Origin of the sequence: Kordiimonas sp., from assembly GCF_048260245.1 — a bacterium.
Lineage (GTDB): Bacteria > Pseudomonadota > Alphaproteobacteria > Sphingomonadales > Kordiimonadaceae > Kordiimonas.
This window is the reverse complement of the sequence record NZ_JBLXGZ010000033.1, coordinates 1-16524: the sequence shown is the minus strand read 5'-3', so window position 1 is coordinate 16524 and position 16524 is coordinate 1. Positions and strand designations below refer to the sequence as shown.

At 54.7% G+C, this 16524-nt stretch carries 18 protein-coding genes; 5 read left to right on the top strand and 13 right to left on the bottom strand.

The genetic code is table 11. From position 1 onward, the window contains the following. Window positions 1–108 precede the first annotated feature (108 nt). The 10 genes from ACN0VM_RS14485 to pabB all read right to left on the bottom strand — a co-directional run bounded on the left by ACN0VM_RS14485 (window position 109) and on the right by pabB (window position 9528). Window positions 109–1464, bottom strand: a complete 1356-nt coding sequence (locus ACN0VM_RS14485; protein WP_417451611.1) for a tetratricopeptide repeat protein — start codon at window positions 1462–1464, stop codon at window positions 109–111. A gap of 17 nt (window positions 1465–1481) precedes the next feature. Continuing rightward, the gene (locus ACN0VM_RS14480) at window positions 1482–2099 is read right to left on the bottom strand and encodes an energy transducer TonB (RefSeq protein WP_417451610.1); all 618 of its coding nucleotides are present in this window, start codon (window positions 2097–2099) and stop codon (window positions 1482–1484) included. After that, window positions 2099–2500, bottom strand: a complete 402-nt coding sequence (locus tag ACN0VM_RS14475) for an ExbD/TolR family protein (protein WP_417451609.1) — start codon at window positions 2498–2500, stop codon at window positions 2099–2101. The genes ACN0VM_RS14480 and ACN0VM_RS14475 overlap by 1 nt, the downstream gene beginning before the upstream one ends. A 62-nt stretch (window positions 2501–2562) precedes the next feature. Further along, entirely contained in the window at window positions 2563–2982 is a 420-nt protein-coding gene (locus ACN0VM_RS14470) for an ExbD/TolR family protein (RefSeq protein ID WP_417451608.1), read from the bottom strand. A gap of 24 nt (window positions 2983–3006) precedes the next feature. Next, window positions 3007–3534, bottom strand: a complete 528-nt coding sequence (locus ACN0VM_RS14465; protein ID WP_417451607.1) for a MotA/TolQ/ExbB proton channel family protein — start codon at window positions 3532–3534, stop codon at window positions 3007–3009. Next, on the bottom strand, window positions 3521–4885 hold the full coding sequence (locus tag ACN0VM_RS14460; RefSeq protein WP_417451606.1) for a MotA/TolQ/ExbB proton channel family protein: 1365 nt from the start codon (window positions 4883–4885) through the stop codon (window positions 3521–3523). Before ACN0VM_RS14460 ends, ACN0VM_RS14465 begins: the two co-directional genes overlap by 14 nt. 2 nt (window positions 4886–4887) lie before the next feature. Beyond that, a complete protein-coding gene (locus ACN0VM_RS14455) occupies window positions 4888–5664 on the bottom strand; it encodes a DUF3450 domain-containing protein (RefSeq protein ID WP_417451605.1) in 777 nt (258 codons plus the stop codon). A 632-nt stretch (window positions 5665–6296) separates the two neighbouring features. Further along, window positions 6297–6503, bottom strand: a complete 207-nt coding sequence (locus tag ACN0VM_RS14450; RefSeq protein WP_417451604.1) for a hypothetical protein — start codon at window positions 6501–6503, stop codon at window positions 6297–6299. A gap of 292 nt (window positions 6504–6795) precedes the next feature. Then, window positions 6796–7674: a fumarylacetoacetate hydrolase family protein gene (locus tag ACN0VM_RS14445; RefSeq protein WP_417451603.1), complete on the bottom strand. Its 879-nt coding sequence runs from the start codon at window positions 7672–7674 to the stop codon at window positions 6796–6798. A 9-nt stretch (window positions 7675–7683) separates the two neighbouring features. After that, complete coding sequence (pabB, locus tag ACN0VM_RS14440) at window positions 7684–9528, bottom strand: aminodeoxychorismate synthase component I (protein ID WP_417451602.1); 1845 nt, start codon at window positions 9526–9528, stop codon at window positions 7684–7686. A 265-nt stretch (window positions 9529–9793) separates the two neighbouring features. Here pabB and ACN0VM_RS14435 point away from each other — a divergent pair, with 265 nt between their 5' ends. The 4 genes from ACN0VM_RS14435 to ACN0VM_RS14420 are packed head-to-tail and all read left to right on the top strand — an operon-like array spanning window position 9794 to window position 12661. Further along, complete coding sequence (locus ACN0VM_RS14435) at window positions 9794–10312, top strand: MgtC/SapB family protein (RefSeq protein ID WP_417451601.1); 519 nt, start codon at window positions 9794–9796, stop codon at window positions 10310–10312. Between the two features lie 59 nt (window positions 10313–10371). Beyond that, entirely contained in the window at window positions 10372–11295 is a 924-nt protein-coding gene (locus ACN0VM_RS14430; protein ID WP_417451600.1) for a diacylglycerol/lipid kinase family protein, read from the top strand. Continuing rightward, entirely contained in the window at window positions 11292–11879 is a 588-nt protein-coding gene (locus ACN0VM_RS14425) for an exopolysaccharide biosynthesis protein (protein WP_417451599.1), read from the top strand. Before ACN0VM_RS14430 ends, ACN0VM_RS14425 begins: the two co-directional genes overlap by 4 nt. Next, a complete protein-coding gene (locus ACN0VM_RS14420) occupies window positions 11861–12661 on the top strand; it encodes a metallophosphoesterase family protein (protein WP_417451598.1) in 801 nt (266 codons plus the stop codon). The genes ACN0VM_RS14425 and ACN0VM_RS14420 overlap by 19 nt, the downstream gene beginning before the upstream one ends. Window positions 12662–12705: 44 nt before the next feature. On the opposite strand, the gene ACN0VM_RS14415 is transcribed toward ACN0VM_RS14420, so the two are convergent. Next, window positions 12706–13917, bottom strand: coding sequence for a right-handed parallel beta-helix repeat-containing protein (locus ACN0VM_RS14415; RefSeq protein ID WP_417451597.1), 1212 nt, complete (start codon window positions 13915–13917; stop codon window positions 12706–12708). A gap of 322 nt (window positions 13918–14239) precedes the next feature. Continuing rightward, complete coding sequence (locus ACN0VM_RS14410; protein ID WP_417451596.1) at window positions 14240–14635, bottom strand: hypothetical protein; 396 nt, start codon at window positions 14633–14635, stop codon at window positions 14240–14242. Window positions 14636–15146: 511 nt separating this feature from the next. On the opposite strand from ACN0VM_RS14410, the gene ACN0VM_RS14405 reads away from it, so the two are divergent. After that, window positions 15147–16220 (top strand): hypothetical protein, encoded by a 1074-nt coding sequence (locus ACN0VM_RS14405; RefSeq protein ID WP_417451595.1) that lies wholly within the window; start codon window positions 15147–15149, stop codon window positions 16218–16220. A 13-nt stretch (window positions 16221–16233) separates the two neighbouring features. Here ACN0VM_RS14405 and ACN0VM_RS14400 read toward each other — a convergent pair whose 3' ends face one another. After that, window positions 16234–16377 carry a hypothetical protein gene (locus ACN0VM_RS14400; protein ID WP_417451594.1) on the bottom strand — a complete coding sequence of 48 codons (144 nt, stop codon included), beginning with the start codon at window positions 16375–16377 and terminating at the stop codon, window positions 16234–16236. Between the last annotated feature and the right edge of the window lie 147 nt (window positions 16378–16524).

Sequence of the window (16524 nt, the reverse complement as noted above, 5' to 3'; positions counted from 1 at the left end):
CCTTGATTGCTGTCAAGGCTGAGCAAGCGAAAAAGGGGCCGGGCCAAACAAAAACGGCGCCCCGAGGAGCGCCGCTTAAGAATATTTATAGTGTGGGTGAACCCCGTGTCAGCCTTCGAGCATTTCCTCGCGGGCTTCTTCAGCCTTCAGGTAATTGCGCCACTGCGTAATCATGCGACGGTCCTTTTGGTCCTTCGCCAATTTACGGGCAGAGTCAAAGGCTGCGTGGGCTTCCTTGAATTGCTTCAATTCGGTCAACGCCTGACCTTTTTGCATGGCGGCCGTCAGGATCTTGTCCTTGTCTTTTGTGTCCTTCGTATTTTTGAAGGCGCTGATGACATTGTCAAAGCTCTTGATGGCATCCTTGTAATAGGTCAGTTGCATTTGTACCTGGGCAATCTGGAACCACAGGTCACCGTCGGCTTCGCTTTTGGCAGCAACGGAAAGCGGCTTCAGGGCCTTTTCATATTCCGTCGCCATAAGATAGCACTGGCCAAGGGTTTTGTAGTTCTGGGCCGTCTTCTCGATCCGGTCTTCCTTGAAGGCCTTCTCTAGAACCCATGCACATTTGATTGGTGCACCGCGAGCCAGCTGGATTTGAGCCACGTTGACGAGTTGAACCGGTTTGTCGTCGAGGAAGCCTTGCTTGTACGCGGCTTCTGTGAGCGAGTAAGAGGTCTTTTCGTCGCCAAGCTCCTGATAGACACCCGCAAGCTGGATCCAGTATTGCGGTTTCGGCCAGTTAATCAGCAGGATCTCAAGCACATCGCGGACCTTGGTATATTGCCCAAGTTCCCAGTGCGCAGACAGCGCCATACCATACCAGCTTTCCTTCACTTCGACCGTGTCAACGGCCTGAGCGTCTGAAATAGCGCGGTTGATATACTGAAGTGCCGTCTCGAAGTCTGTCAGGGTGTAATAAACCTGCGCGATAAACACGAGGTGGTTCACCGTGACAACTTCGGCCCGGGGCTCCCAGATCTTGATATATTCGAGGGCTTTATCGTAGTTTTCCTCGCTATAATAGAGCTGGGCCAGACCATAGAGAATGTTGAGCTCAAGGCCAACGGGGATGCTCTCGGAATAACCGAGGATTTCTTCGTACGCCCGGATCGTGGCCGCCGTGTCATCCTCTTCGTAAGAGATCATCGCTTTCAGTTGCCATGCAACGGCTTTTTCATAGTCGTTGATGCGCTTGCTTTCGAGCGTTTCGTTCAGGATCTCTTTCGCTTCGGTATATTCCTTGAGGTCCATGGCTTCCTGAGCTTTCTGGATCTTCTTGTGAATATCCAGGCTCATGGCCGGTACCTTGCGGGTTTTTGCCTGTTCAGCGTAAGATTGCTCTTGCTCCTGAGCAAAGGCTGTACCGCTCAGGCTGGTGCCCTCCGGCAGTGGCAGTGCGGCAAGGATAGCCGCCGCTGCAACAGCCATAGGTAGGGACTTTATGGTTTTGATCATATCCATGATTTTCTCCTGTCCCTCTAATCAGCCAAGTCAAAGGAGAAACGGTATTTAACACCGGTCACCTTCTGCGGTTTGCCGTTCACTACCTTCGGCTTGTATTTGAACTTCTCTGCGGCTTTAGACGCAGCGCGTTCAAAGTAACCTTTGGGGTCGGCTTCGATAATAACGATGCTCTCCGAGGGGACTGTCCCGTCTTCGGCCACCGTCAACTCTACGATCACATACCCCTCGATACCGCGTTCCTGAGCACGGCGTGGGTATTGTGGCTGTACACGTACCAGCGGCAGGTAATCACCGTCCTGGCTAGGACCGAGGTCGATGGAGCCAAGATCAACGCCGGAACCGGAGTTCGCGCGGCCAATCGAGAGGTTCATCTTGTTCGGGCCTTCAATATCTACCTGAGGTGTTTCCATCTCAGGCGGCGGAGCTTCCACCTCGGGTGGCTTCTCCACCTTGCGCTCCATGCGCTGTGGCGGTTGTTCATTGATGTCTTCTACAACATCAATGAACCGTAGCTGCTTATCCTCATCCAGACGAACGTCGTCATTGAATGCAACCAGGCTGTTCATCAGGAAAAACAGGCCAAAGGTTACAGCGGATGCGGCCAAGAGCGACGAAATTACACGAGTAATCATCAGTTTCTCTCCGCAGCAATAGCTATTTTGTCAACGCCGGCATCGCGCACAGCGTCATATACTTTCATTACCAAACCGGCCTTCGATTCGACGTCCGCCTGGATCGCAACCGTCCCTTTCGGGTTCTCGGCATGGAGTTTTTCCACAGTGGTGCGGACTTCCTCCAATGTCACTTCGTTACGATTAATATGGATCAGGTCGCTCGGTGTCACGGCGATCAGAATGCTAACCTGTTTCTGGATAACAGCTGATTCCGCGTCGGGCTTCACGACCTGAACCCCGGCTTCCTTCACGAAGACCGCAGTGACGATGAAGAAGATCAACATGATGAACACGATGTCTAGCATCGGGGTCATGTTGATTTCAGCATCCTCGTCCTGGTTTTGTGCGTGGTCTCGCATTGTTTTCTCCACTACGCCCCGAAGGGCGGCCCTTGAGGCGGGGGCTTAAGCCCCCACCGGCTTTACTTCTTGGGCGTTACGACGATCTTTTCGCGAGCGATGCCGATAGACAGGGCAGCGTCATAGATACGAATGACGTTGCCCGTATAGGCACCCTCTGAAGCCTGGATCACAACCGGCGCTTCCGGGCGCTCCACACTTTCCTTCTTGATGATGGAACCGACCGACGAGATATCCACGTTGCGGAACTCATGCGATATACGGTTGTTATCATCGATAATGAAAGCAATGGCACGCTTGTCATCGTCCGGTGGCGGAGGATTGTTCTGGGTATTGTTATCCTCCGGTTTGTTAATCTCCAGGCCAGCTTCTTTGACAAAGGAAGCGGTAACGATGAAGAAGATCAGCATGATGAACACGATGTCTAGCATCGGCGTCATGTTGACTTCTGCTTCTTCCTCTGACTTCGAGAATTTACGCATTGGTTAAACTCCGACTTTCTGGTCCTAGTGATCCATGGTCAGGCTATCTTCGAGACGCTCTGATTCACGCTTGGCACGGCGTTCGATATAGGTGCTCAAGAACACGCCCGAGAGCGCAGCAACCATGCCCGCCATTGTCGGGATTGTTGCTTTTGAAACACCTGCTGCCATGGCACGGGCGTTTGACGACCCCTGCGAACCCATGACATCGAAAACCTCGATCATGCCGGTAACTGTACCCAGAAGCCCGACAAGCGGACAAAGGGCCACGAGTGTCTTGATGAGACCGATTCCCTGATGAAGGTTATCGTTCACTTCAGAGATCATGGCAGTGCGGATTTTATGCGCATACCATGACCGACGCTCGGCACGGGATTCCCATGCGTCAACAACACGGTTCTTTTGCTTTTTAAACTCAAGCTCGAAATACCAGATACGCTCTACGATTAGCACCCACATGATGAACGTGACCGCAAGGATCAGGAAAAGGACGTCTCCGCCCCTTTCCATGAACTGGCGAATCGCGTCGAATGCTTCATTAAGCGCTAGCATTCGCATGCTCCTTCTCTGCGTGTACAGCGATGATGCCAGCGGATTGCTCTTCAAGTACGTGGATCACGGACTTGGAGGCACCGGCAACAAAGGCGTGCAAGAGCAGAGTCGGGATAGCAACCATGAGACCTTCAACCGTCGTCATAAGAGCAGCCGAAATACCGGAAGCCATCATGCTTGGGTCACCAGTACCGAAGAGGGTAATGGCCTGGAAGGTTTCGATCATACCAGTCACCGTACCGAGCAGACCAAAGAGAGGTGCCACAGCGGAGATCAGCTTGATCAGGACAAGGAAGCGCTCAAGGGCAGGCGTTTCCTTAAGGATCGCTTCGTCGAGCTTCAGCTCAAGCGTTTCTACGTCAACGTTTTTGTTGTTTTCGTAGACAGCAAGAACACGGCCAAGCGGGTTGTCGGTTTTAACCGTGTCAGACTGGATCTGACGACGAACCTTACCCTTAACAACCGTGAGGTAGAGCCACTGGATAACAGCCATCAGGACACCAACAGCACCAAGTGCAAGCGTGATGTAACCAATAACGCCACCCTGATCGAGACGTTCCCTGTTGGTTGGCTTCTCAACTTCAAGGTTGAGGAGTTGACCACGGGTCGGATCGATACCCACACCAACGAGACCACTGTTTGCCGATGTGAATTCACCAACCGTGCTGGTGAAGCGGCTTGAAGGCTGACGCTGCAGTTCTTCAACCGAACCGTCATTCTTCAAGGTAAAGTATTTTTCGCCACTCATCAGGGCGAAATCGCCAACACGGGTCAGTTCGACAACGGCAGACGTACCGTCGACCATGCGTACTTCGTGGTCGAAGGTCACAACCTGACCGGAACCGATGGCTTCCAGAATCATCTGACTTGGCCACGTGCGGATTTCGTCGATTGTTGGCAACTCGGACGCGTCTGCGGCCTTGGCTACCAGATTGTCGATTTCTTCCATACGGCCCGGATTGTCGATGGTGATGTGCGAAGTTTTGATAACAGATTTCGCATCACCGGCAGCTTGTTGAAGAACACCAAACAGTTCCTGGAGCTGACCAAGGCGGTCACGCTGCATCTGAACCTGTTTCGCGATTTCTTCTTCGTTTACGCGGCGTACTTCCTCAAGGCGGGATGATTCGCGCTCGAGACGCTCCTGCTCGGCACGGGCTTGTGCCAGCATTTGCTGTTGTTCGTTTTTACGCGCCTGGAACTCGGCTTCACGACGTTTGTGCTCAGCGGACTCAGTCACGCTGCCTTCACGAACTTTGTTGAGAAGGGAGTTGAGATCGGCGGTTTGAGCCTGGGCGGCGAACGTTGCGCCAAAGACCAGGACAGCAGCTGATGTCAGAATCTTTTTCATTGTTATTTCCCTTTCGGCGCCTGAATAGGAAGTTCCACGATATCAAATGGAACCTGGCGGCGAGCCATGCGGATCATGTTTTTCACAGGAGTCGCAAACTCTTCGTCCAGTTTTTTCCATGTGCCGGATTCTTTATCCCAAGCAGCAGACTCTTTGCCGTCCTTGGTTTGATAATAGAAGCCAACACGGCCAACACGTACGAAGTTCACGCTGCGACGATCGTCGAGCGTTGCTTCATAGGCGTTCACGCTGCGACCGTACTGTGTTTCAGCCTTGTAGGCCTCCAGCACAACGCGGAAGCGCTCAGGATCGCTTACGTTGGGATCATCCATTACATCTTGCAGACTCGCAACACGATCGAGGCGCTCTTCACGTTGGAAAGGCACGTCTGCTTTGATGAACTCTTCCAGGTTAGAGATCATATCAAGCATGAGAGGCGTGATCTGACGTTTAATTTCGTCGATACGACCAATCGAGTTCTTGATTTTCTCGATCTCTTCTTCCTGTTTTTGGATCACACGCCGTTGTTGCGCGTTGTACGCCTCAAGACCAGCGTTGGTCTTCAGAACTGTACGGTAATCACCAAAAAGTTTGGAAGTGGCATCAGCAGTTTTATCAATACGTTGCTGAGATTCCTGTGCGATTTTAGTGGCCTGGTTGACCTCTTCTACGATCGACTTCAGACGTGCATCTTGTGCGTTGGCAAGAGTTGCGCCGAGAAGGATCGAGGCAACTGCAGCCGTCGAGACAGCTATCCGTTTCACTTTAGCCTTATCCATTTTCTGCCCACATGGGTTTTAACAAAGCTGCATGATTCTCTCCGAAGAGACCCCCAAGCAGCGGATTAAACCTTGCAAAGATTATGAGCCGGGGGTGGTTTCACCCTTAAGACTCCAAACCTTTACCCTATAAAATTGGGAGCAAGCCAACATATCGCAGAAGCCGAAATTTACAGTTTTCGGTCTCACCGCGAATGTCGTTTCAAAAGGCTTTCCCGTACCTCTCCCAATTGTGCCGACCGCCTCACGAATTAATTCCGTGTTATCTCGTTTTGTGTCTCGCCATCATATTCCCTCCTCGGGGAGGTGGGAGGACGATTTTTATCGTTGTTTCCATCTTCAGGACACTTACGCGACCTGCTTTTGGAAATGAGACGGGCGGTCCGGCTCGGTGCCTATCATCCAAGAATCTTCTGCGATTCCAAGCAAAAATTTCACTTTTCGTGTCTGAGGCGGAGTCAATATATAATTTTAATGCGCCAGGCGGCCCCAGGGATCGCTATTTTTATTATGTGATAATGTAACTTTATGCGCAAAAAGTCAAATGTTTTGAGGGGTATCGCTACTAGCGGTTGATGTTTACAGCCATACTGTCACAAAAGTTAAACTCTAAAACTTTGGTTTAGGCAGCGTCAGCAGATGCGATTTTTTTTCTGCTGCATTTCACGAAGAGCAGCTACCACGCCGTGCCACTGATTCTCGTTGCTTATCTGTATGGCGTGCTCAAGACCCATATGTCCGGATAGCCGCGCCGCGAGCGTACGACAGTCATCGGAAATATAGCTGTCTTCATAATCGGTAACGGGGAGAGCGGTAGGTCTCATGTGTGATGTACTCATACTATTCATACCTCAGCGTTGGGTGTCGAGCGTGCGCGCTAAAACCAGTCAATCCCCAGTAAACCCCGGCTTCTGCGACGTAATCACCGTACCGGCGACATCTAAAGAAGCAGTTAATGGATGCATGAAAATTTAGGCGGATGCATGGTCAGACTATGCCGAAGCTGGGGCAGTTATTCGCTGGCCCTTGCCGGTGCAGGCGACGGGCTGGATACGGGGTGTCAATGGGGCCGAACGGGCCGCCGCCGGTTTTCGTTAATTGAGATCCTGAGGTCAGGGGCAGTACAGGCGCTTACAGCGTGGCGATTCTCCGCGCGCTTGCGGTTACCTCCAGCGATTCGAGGCCGTCGACCTCAACGCGTAATTTCTGGCCGTCGCGCAGGAAAGTTGGGGGCGTGCGGCCTGCGCCGACTCCGGCGGGTGTGCCGGTCAGGATAATGTCCCCCGGCTCAAGCGCTGTGATGGCGCTGATGGTGGCGATGACAGTGGGAACATCAAACAGCATCTCGCTGGTATTGCCGTTTTGCATCTGTTCGCCGTCGACAAAGGTACGCACCCCCAGCGCTGGCGGCAGGTCAAAACGGTCTAGTGGGGTGAGGGTCGGGCCGAGTGCGCCGGACCGGTCAAAGTTTTTGCCTAATGTGAACTGGCTGGTGCGCCTTTGCAGGCGGCGCAGTGAGCCATCGTTCGCCACTGTCAGCCCGAACACATGCCCCCAGGCGTCCTCCGCGGCGATGGCGCGGCCAGCACGGCCGATAACCACGGCAAGCTCTCCTTCGAAGTCAAAGGTGTCTTCTCCTGCCGGGTATTCGATCTCGCTTTCGTGGCCGGTAAAGCTTGACGGAAAGCGAACAAAAATGTCGGGGGCAACCGGCACGCCCGGCGTGGTTACACCCATTTCCTGGGCGTGGTCGGCATAGTTCTTACCAACACAGAAAATCCGGCTTGCTGCGCCCAGTGGCGCCAGCACGGTGATGCCGTCCAGCGGCAACCAGCCATCGGTTTGGGCGGCTTCGTGCACTACGGCATCCCAACCTGTCGTCTTGAGAAAAGCGCAAAGGTCTTGCGGCGCTCCCGGCAAAACACTGCCGGTTGGCAGATATTTGCCTTTGTCTGTAAAAGCCAGGATGGAAAGGCCGTCTCTCTCAAGCTCAAGGCGGGCGAGGCGCATATGGGTCTCCTAAATCTCTTTGTCATGCAGCATGACGCGCCGGAGGCCCCGCACGCTGTTGCCGATATATATTTCGTCTGTGGCGAGCAGCCGGTCGCGGCTGATAGTCTCTACTGCAATGTTGTGGCGGGATGAGGCCAGAAGTTCGGTGCGCAGGATGCCCGGTAACACCCCGGCATCAAGGGGCGGCGTTGCCCATCTGCCAGCTTCGACGATAAAGACCGTGCTGATAGCGCCTTCGGTCAAATTGTCATGTTCGTTGAAGAACAGCGCATCGGCGTAGCCTTTGGCAAAGGCCTGTGCATAGGTGCCGTCGTAGTTTTGCCGGCGGGTTGTCTTGTGGGCAAGGAACGGATCGTCTGAGCGTGTGCGTTGCATTGCAAGGCAAACCCGTGCCTCATTTTGCGGGGCGGCAGGCAGCGCGGTACTGGTTACCGACGCCGAGCCGCGCGGCCCGACAAGCAGTCGGGCACGTCGGGCTTCAGCCGACCCTTCGAAAGCGGCGGCATGATCGGCCAGCACTTCGCGAACATTGGCTTCGTCGTAGCTGAAATCAAAATAGGCGGCGCTGTCGGCCAGGCGGGCCATGTGGCGTTCCAGCAGATGATAACTACCGTCAGCTTCAAGTTTCAGGGTTTCAATAAGCGAAAAGCCGTTGGCGTGTTCACGGGCGAAGCGGGCTTTCAGCAGGCATTCATCATATTCTGCCGCTGTCTCACTGTCGGCCACGACGCCGCTACCGATGCTCAGGCGTCCCTTGTTTTCGCTGTCCAGAGCAATGGTGCGGATGGGTACGTTCAGGCTCCAGCGGGGGGCGTCTTGATCCGTCGCCGGACTGAAGTGGCCGATCGCGCCACAGTACACACCGCGGGCGTCCTGCTCTAGCTCTGCGATGATCTCTATGGCGCGTACCTTGGGTGCGCCGGTGACCGAGCCACAGGGGAACAGGGCCTCCAGTAGCCCGGAAGGCTTCAGGTCGTCCGGCGCTTCGGCGGTAACGGTAGAGGTCATCTGATGCAGGGTCGGATATTTCTCCACCTCATAAAGGCTGGGGACACGTACACTGCCAGGGTTGGCGATTCGGCTTAGATCGTTGCGAATCAGATCGACAATCATCAGGTTTTCCGCGCGCGATTTGGCATCACCGCGCAGGAAGCTTGCCACGGCGTTATCCTCCTGCAGGGTGCGACCGCGTGGTGCTGTGCCTTTCATCGGGCGACAGGTAAGCTGGTCGCCCGCGCGCTCCACAAACAGTTCGGGTGAGAGGGAAAGCATGCGCCAGTCTCCGGTGTCTATAAAGGCACCATAGGGAACCGGCTGGCTTTGCCGCAGCCGCTCATAAAGCGCGAGCGCGTCGCCCTCAAGGCTGAGCGGCAGTGCGAAGGTATGGTTGATCTGATAAACGTCGCCGGCGGCGATATAGTCGTGAATGCGGTTCAGTGCTGAGGCATAGCTCACGGCACTTTCGCGCGGTGTGCCAAAGTCCAGCCGGGCCTGTCGCCCGCTGCCGCGTCGGCTGGCATGGAACAGTTCTTCAAGCTCCGCTGCGTCCAGTGTTGCGCGCGCCCGTGTCGCCAGCATCCACACAAGCGGTTCGTCCGGCCGTGCGGTCATGCTCTTTTTCAGCCTTGGCTCGAAATAGGCGGCGCACTCATAAGCGAGCCAGCCCGCCAGATGATATCCCTCAGCCACCAGCGCATCCATGCGCGCCAGCGCTGGGCCGATATCCTCAATCCGGTTTGCGGTGATGATATGCTCCGGTGAATGAAACAGCACCGATCGCCCGGCGCGGTGCGCGGGGCGGCTGTCGTCCAGAAGGACAAACGGAGCCTGTCTCAAATCGCGGATGTTCACGCCGTTACCTGTCTTTCAACCTGTGCGGAGCACCGGCCCCTGATCGGACCCGGCTTTTCGCGCACCTTATGTGCTGAAGTTGGCCGCGCGTCAACACACACTGATTTTACCGCTGCGCTTTCAGCGGTCTTCACCGCAGCACGCGGTCCATAGGCGGAGGATACTGGTTTTCCATACTGTTTTTTGATGTGCTTTGCCTCAAAACATAAGGGCCTGCCGTTGGCAAGCGCCGGGCATCCAGGGAATAAACAGCGAGCCAACAACCATGGACCAGATACTTTCAAGCCTGAATATCACCACGCTATCAATATCAGAGCTGGCGCTCAGGATCGGTATGGCACTTGTGCTGGGCATGATCATCGGCCTTGACCGCGACAATAAAAACAAGCCCATCGATTTCCGTGCCTATATGATCATCGCCGTCAGCAGTTGTGCCGTCGCGATACTGGGGCAGGAAATTCATTTCAGTTATGTTGACCTTGAGCACCCGCCGCACCTCGACCTGTCCAAACTGATGGAAGGTGTGCTGACGGGCATCGGCTTTCTGGGCGCGGGCGCCATTGTCAAACAGGGCAATATTGTTGTCGGCACCGCGACGGGTGCCAGCATCTGGGCATCTGGTGCGATCGGGTTGACCATCGGTTTCGGCTTTTACGGCATTTCTCTCATGGTGTTTTTTGCCATTGTGGTGACCCTCACCCTTGGCGGTGTGTACCGCGAGAAAGTGCAGGGCATCGAAGACAGCGGCCCCAACACCAAGGAAGAGATGAACACCGATGAGTAACATAGGTGTGTTTTTGTGCCCCCCTTGTGCCCCTGGCACCTTTTTCTGGAGCCTGAACCATGGCTGAGCCCGCATCCTATTACCTGCTGATCAACAGCAAATCCGGCACCGCCGGTAAAACTGGCCGCGATGCCATTGAAAAAGCGGTTACTGCAAGCGGCCTGCCGGTTGACCGGCTTGAGTTTCTGCCGCCCGACGAACTGGCCACCCGGCTCGAAGAGGCCGCAGGCGGTGAGCATCCGGTGCTGATCGGCGGTGGTGACGGCACGATCAAAACATGTGCGGAACATATGCTCAAAAGTAAAAAGCCGTTTGGCCTGCTGCCGCTTGGCACGATGAACCTGCTCGCGCGCGATACCGGCATCCCACCGGACCTTGATGCCGCGCTTGCGGCCTATGCCCGGGGCGCGCGTGAGGTCATGATTGATGTAGGCTGGGCAGGGGATGAACTGTTCCTGTGCTGTGCGGCGCTTGGCATGCTGGCCGAATCGTCGCGCTTCAGAGAAGAAAACCGCGGCCAGAATGACCTTGTTTTGCTACCGCGTCTCACCGCCTTCGTGTTCAACAAGATGGATAAGGTGTTCCAACGCCGGGTGGACCTGACCATGGGCAAGCGTCGCCGCCGGCTTAATACCGCCATGCTGGTGGTGGCCAATAATGCGTTCGATAAATCCGGCAATTGGCTCATGGAAAGTTTCCGCCGCAAAAGCCTGCAGGGCGGCAAGCTGGCGGTATACTCCGCGGCCCCCGCCGACACATGGGACAAGCTGCGCCTGCTGTTGCGCCTGCCCACCGGTGGTTGGGGGCACGACCATGTGGTGCGTGAATGGCAGACACCTGACCTTGTGCTGCATTCCGGTCATAAAGAGGAGTTAATCTCGCTGGACGGGGAAGCCCGCACCGCGAAGATGCCGCTTACGTTCCGCACCGAACCGAAGGCACTGAGCTTGCTGGTCCCCAAAGGAGCCGGAGAACAACCATGACGGAAAACCATGCCCTGACCGGCACGCTGGAGACTATCCGCGAAGAAACCGACGGCGACGAGATCAGCGTTGATGCGCTTGTCGAGGCACTGAACTCGCGTGGTTATGGCCCGCTGCTGATCGGCCCCGCGCTGATAACCATTTTGCCCACGGGCGCTATCCCCGGCATGCCGGATGTGTGTGCACTTATCATTATTCTGGTCTCGCTGCAGATCCTGTTTGGACGCACACACCCCTGGATACCGGCTCGTCTGGCCCGGTTTTCCTTCAGCCGTGATAAATTCCTTCATGCGCTTGAGAAAGCCAAACCCTACACCGGCAAAGTGGACAAGGTGATCTATCCCCGGCTGACCTATCTGGCGGATAACCGGTTTGAGCCCGCCATCGCAGTGGTGAGCATTGTGCTCTCTGTCTGCATCATGATTATGGGGTTCATACCGTTTCTGGCGGCGCTGCCCGCATCGGGCATTCTGTTCCTGGGGCTGGGGCTGGTGGGACGCGATGGCTTGATGCTGCTGGTTGCGTCCGTGATCTTCTTTGTCTCGCTTTTTGTGCTTCACTCCACATGGACGGCGATCTTCTGATGGCTTTCATGCGCATTATTCACCTCTCAGACCTGCATTTCGGTACGGAAGAAGCGGCTGTGACAGCAGCGCTCAGGCAGGTGATCCAAAGCGCTGGGCCTGATCTCGTCGCCGTCAGCGGGGACTTTACCCAGCGCGGTATCACCCCGGAATTCCGCGCAGCGCAAGCCTTTTTGGGCAGCCTTGGTGTGCCAGTGCTATCCGTGCCCGGCAATCATGATATTCCGCGCTATAACCTTTGGCAGCGTTTCACCAACCCCTATAAAAAATATCGTCAACATATCCATCAGGAATTGTGCCCGGTGCTTGAACGCGGCGGCGTTGTTGTGGCAGGCCTCAACACAGCGCGCCGTGCGTTGCCGCACTGGAACTGGGCCAATGGCGCCATTTCAGCGGACCAGCTTGACTATCTGGCCGATGTCTACGCGAAAAGCAGCGCCCGCTACCGGGTCTGTGTTTTCCACCATCCCATTCATGAGGCCGCCGAGACCCCGATTGATACCGTTGTGTTTGGTGCCCGCCGGGCGCAGGAGGCGTTGCGAAAACTGAAGGTGGATGTGGTGCTTACGGGCCATGTGCACCACGCATCCATCACCACGCTGGGCGACGATGGCCACAAAACCATATATCTGAGCGCGTCTACGGCGCTTTCATCCCGGCTCAGGGGCCAGAACAACGGCTTCAATATGGTTGAAATTTGTGATGGCGAACTGGCTGTGCAGGTATTCACGCGCGGGCCCGGCGGCTTTGACGTGATGGAAAGCCACACGCTTCGGATGTGACCGTGTCATGCCTCCCGCAGGCGTTTTCGTCTGCGTCCACCTTTTTATAATACGCGGAATTGCGAAGCGCTTGCCACGGTGGCGGGGTTGGCGGGCGGCGCAGGCATGGGCACGTCGTCGTCACCCCGCAGCGGTATGGATACATTGGGTGCGCCGTGTCGGGGAATGACGTCGTGGCCATATTGGCCATGCCCGGATGCCCTTGGCCGGGTATAGGGCGGGGGCGTTCCGCCCACGACATTGCTGGCGCAAAAACCGCGGACCTTGACAGTGTTAGCCAGTATCACAGATATGCCGTGACAATCTCCGGTACTGCCCGCAAGGGTATCAGCCACGCAGTGGTCATAGACGAGGTCGACCGACAAAACGGGCATGAACCCTCGCACAGTGTGGCTGGTGCCGCTTTTTTTGCCCCTGCCATGAGACTGGTGGTGAGTGGCTTTGCAGTTGGTGGTGATGATGTCCATGCAGGCCGCATAATAAAAGCCCACCACCGCGCCGTTATAGTTGGCCGCATGGTTGACCTCGCACCCGCTGATGGTGGCGCCGCAGGTGGTCAGGACCTGAATGCCCGCGCAGGCATCTGCTGCGGCATACAGATATTGCACCCTGCAATTGGTAATAGTGACTCGTTCAGATCCGCTTATGAAGATACCGGCGGGGCAAAGGCCGCGTTTATGCAGGTTGGCAAAAACCTGCCCGCATACCGAGATATTCCGCAGGGTCAGGTTATGCACACTGTCCGCCTGAATGCCGTAATAGCCCATGTTTGCCAACACACCATCCAGCACACTTATACCGCGGCATCCTGCTTTTATAAGGATGCCGACAAGGTGCTGGCTGTTGTCGTCTATGGTTGCCGAGAGCCTCTGGCCCGCCATATCCAGCACAACATCATCGGCGTCAATGATAATCGCGGCGTGAGACAGGGCGTTCGGCTGCCACGGCGTGTTCGAGATTTTCTCGCTCAGTATATAATGCCCCGGCTGGCGGATGACGATGCCTTCAGGCGGTATGCTGGTTATTGTGGTGTGGGTCTGCAGCGCGGGCACGCCTGCGGAGGCATGCGCCGCATTGATTTGTAATATGGCCGGGGAGGGGTCGTGTTTTTGCACCAGTGCGGCTGTATCGATATCCCGGAAAATTGCATGGTCGAAAACACGGGCAAAAACCCTGTCCCTCAAAAGCCTGTCCCCGGGCGCCTGACCCGTGTCATCGTTGCTTGTAGTTTTGGCGCCTGTAACTTTTTTGTCCATGTGTCTCATGTTGACTCTCTTTACTGCAAGCGTTGCCGTCATGACCTCAAAGTCAGGGGGGGCTCGGGTCCCCCAATAAGCCCCCCCGGTCCCAATACGCCCTGTGTGGTTAATACCTGTTCAGGGTCAATCGTTCCGCGTTCGCGGTGGCGTTACTTAGTGTATCAGCAACATGTATGCCAGATCCGTTTATATAAAAAACAATGCCTTAGCAAATATTTTATCGTGTCAGGCTGTGATTTGGCGCGGTTGACACGGATGACACGCCAGCCTGTCCCGGGCTTGGGTTTGCTCTTTCGGCCTGCGGTTTGGCCGTCCCGCCTTAGTGACGGGTTTCACGCGGCCAGCTGAACATCGTCTGCCGCAGTTTCGCCGATGACGGCTTTGAGGTGACAATGCCATCGAATATCACTTCGCCATTCCGTGTGGCGGTGGGCGCACGCAGCATGAAAACTGTGCCTGCTCCGAAGACGATGCGGTCGAAAAACGGGATAAGCACGCTGATCGGCGTTTCGGTTTTGAATACCGGATTGTCGGCGTCCAGCGTTGTGCTCCAGACCGGTGTTTTGGGCTGGCCGTAGCGCCCCGTCTGCATTGTGATGGTTGCTGTGCTGCGGTCCGGCCCTGTCACGACGGTTTTAAAGGACAGGTCCTGCATGAAATAATAGGTGTGCTCCAGTTGGCTCGGCTCACCGGTGGCGGCGGCAGTGTTGGTCATGAAAAATTCCTTCGCGTAAAATATCGCCGGAAGGCAGGCAACCACAGCCCCCTATTCTGCAGGCCCCATGTGCTGCAGGAAAAGGGGCTATGCTCCTTGAGGGGCAGCCCATGGCGGTCGCCCGCTCCCAGGCGGTCAGTTTTTACAGCGCTCCCCCGAGCATACTGTATCGGTACGCGCCCGGTGATGATCACAATCACCAGCCGCGCCCCTGGTGTTCAGCAAGGGCTGTGCCAAGGACCTGACGGGCTGTTTCAAGGGGTTTGGGGAGGCGTGCCCGTGTCAACCGTGTCAGGCCTGACACGCTGGCACGTTTGACATACCTGACACGGTTGACACGGGTGCGCTAAGCCAGAATGAAATTCTGCTTTATACTATTCGGAAAGCAGCACGTTGGGGTTGTGGTGTTTTTATACAACCTGGCATATAAGCATGCTAGCGGATGAAATTAAATGCCATGCAGAATTGCAACGCATGAGATGGTTTTATTTTTCTTATCAGGGGGATGGGCATGAAAATCATTAAAGAAAACCTCAAGCTGATTTCCGTGACGGTACTTATATGTAGCGTCATCTCGTTAGTGCTCATCGGGGGCATGATGGTCGCGTTTTATCCAAATATCAGCAGTTTATCGGAACGTCTCGGCACAGCGGAAGAACAGCTGGCCGAGCGTGACCTTTCAGAACACCTTCTAGAGGACGAACCTGAATATGTTGCGAACATTGCCCGAAATCAGCGGGAGATCAACAGGCAGCTTTTAAACCTGGCCGAGTCTAATGTATCCCTGTCCGGCAATTTCTTTACGATATTTATATATGCATTTTCGCTGATTGGCGTGATTGGTGGGGTGGTCGGCTTCAGTGCATATCGGGTGGCTTTGAAAAGTTTGAAGCAAGTTGTCGATGAAAAGGTGAAGTTTGTAGAAAAGGAAATGGAAGAAGAATTACGTCATTCCAGCATTCACGCTCAAACCTCTACCTTCCGGGAGCTGTCCTTCACATGGTTCCAGCTATATTACCCGTTGTATCAGGAGTTCAAACGCGACCCTGAGTTTTTTCTTTCGGCAGGTACCCTGAATGAAAGGTTTGAGGATTTTATCATTAAGCTTGATACGGCGCGTTCTATGGCTTTCCAGGGAAAAGAAAGGGGACGGTATGACTATAAGCTGCTTCAGCAGGACCCTGATAATAAAAGGCTCAATTTCTGGGTCAGTTACGTCAGTTTACAAAACCACTTTGTATATCATTCAACCGCAAGAATTAGCGTGAATAGAAAACGCGCGGAAATAACAGGGGTAGCGGCGGACGATTTTAAAGCTGAAATACGCCGTATTCTGATTGAAGCTGAAGAAATATTGGCGCACTCGGAAGATGAGCGGCTTAGCACAAAAAAATGGTATGAATTCAGGGAAACAGCCGCTGCGGCGTTTGTAGAACTTGGTGATACAGAAACGCAGGCTCGCGGCGCAAAACTACTCGCAGAATTGTCTGAGGGTCAAAAGCCAGACATGATATTCCGCGATGTGCCGCAGTCTACACGCAAAGAAATTAGGGAGGATTGGGGAGACAAGCTCGGATTTAAATAAGGTCTGCCATTATCTACAGAGACAAGACCAACCCGTCATCTTCAGGTTTACACTGCGTCTCCAGATCGGGACCATCGTCTTCAGGTTTAAAAGAACAGACGTCGGAAGAAAGCATAACCGCCATACCATCATTCGGGTCAATTAGCTCTCTATTCATTTGCAGTCCTCTCTATCCTGTCAGTCCTGAGGAGGATGCAGCGCACCCTTCCATCTCGATATTCTTAATTCTTATAATCAGCCAGAATTAAAAAACCGTAACTTTTACACGGAAATGCTTAGCATTACCTATACAGTAAAGAAAATA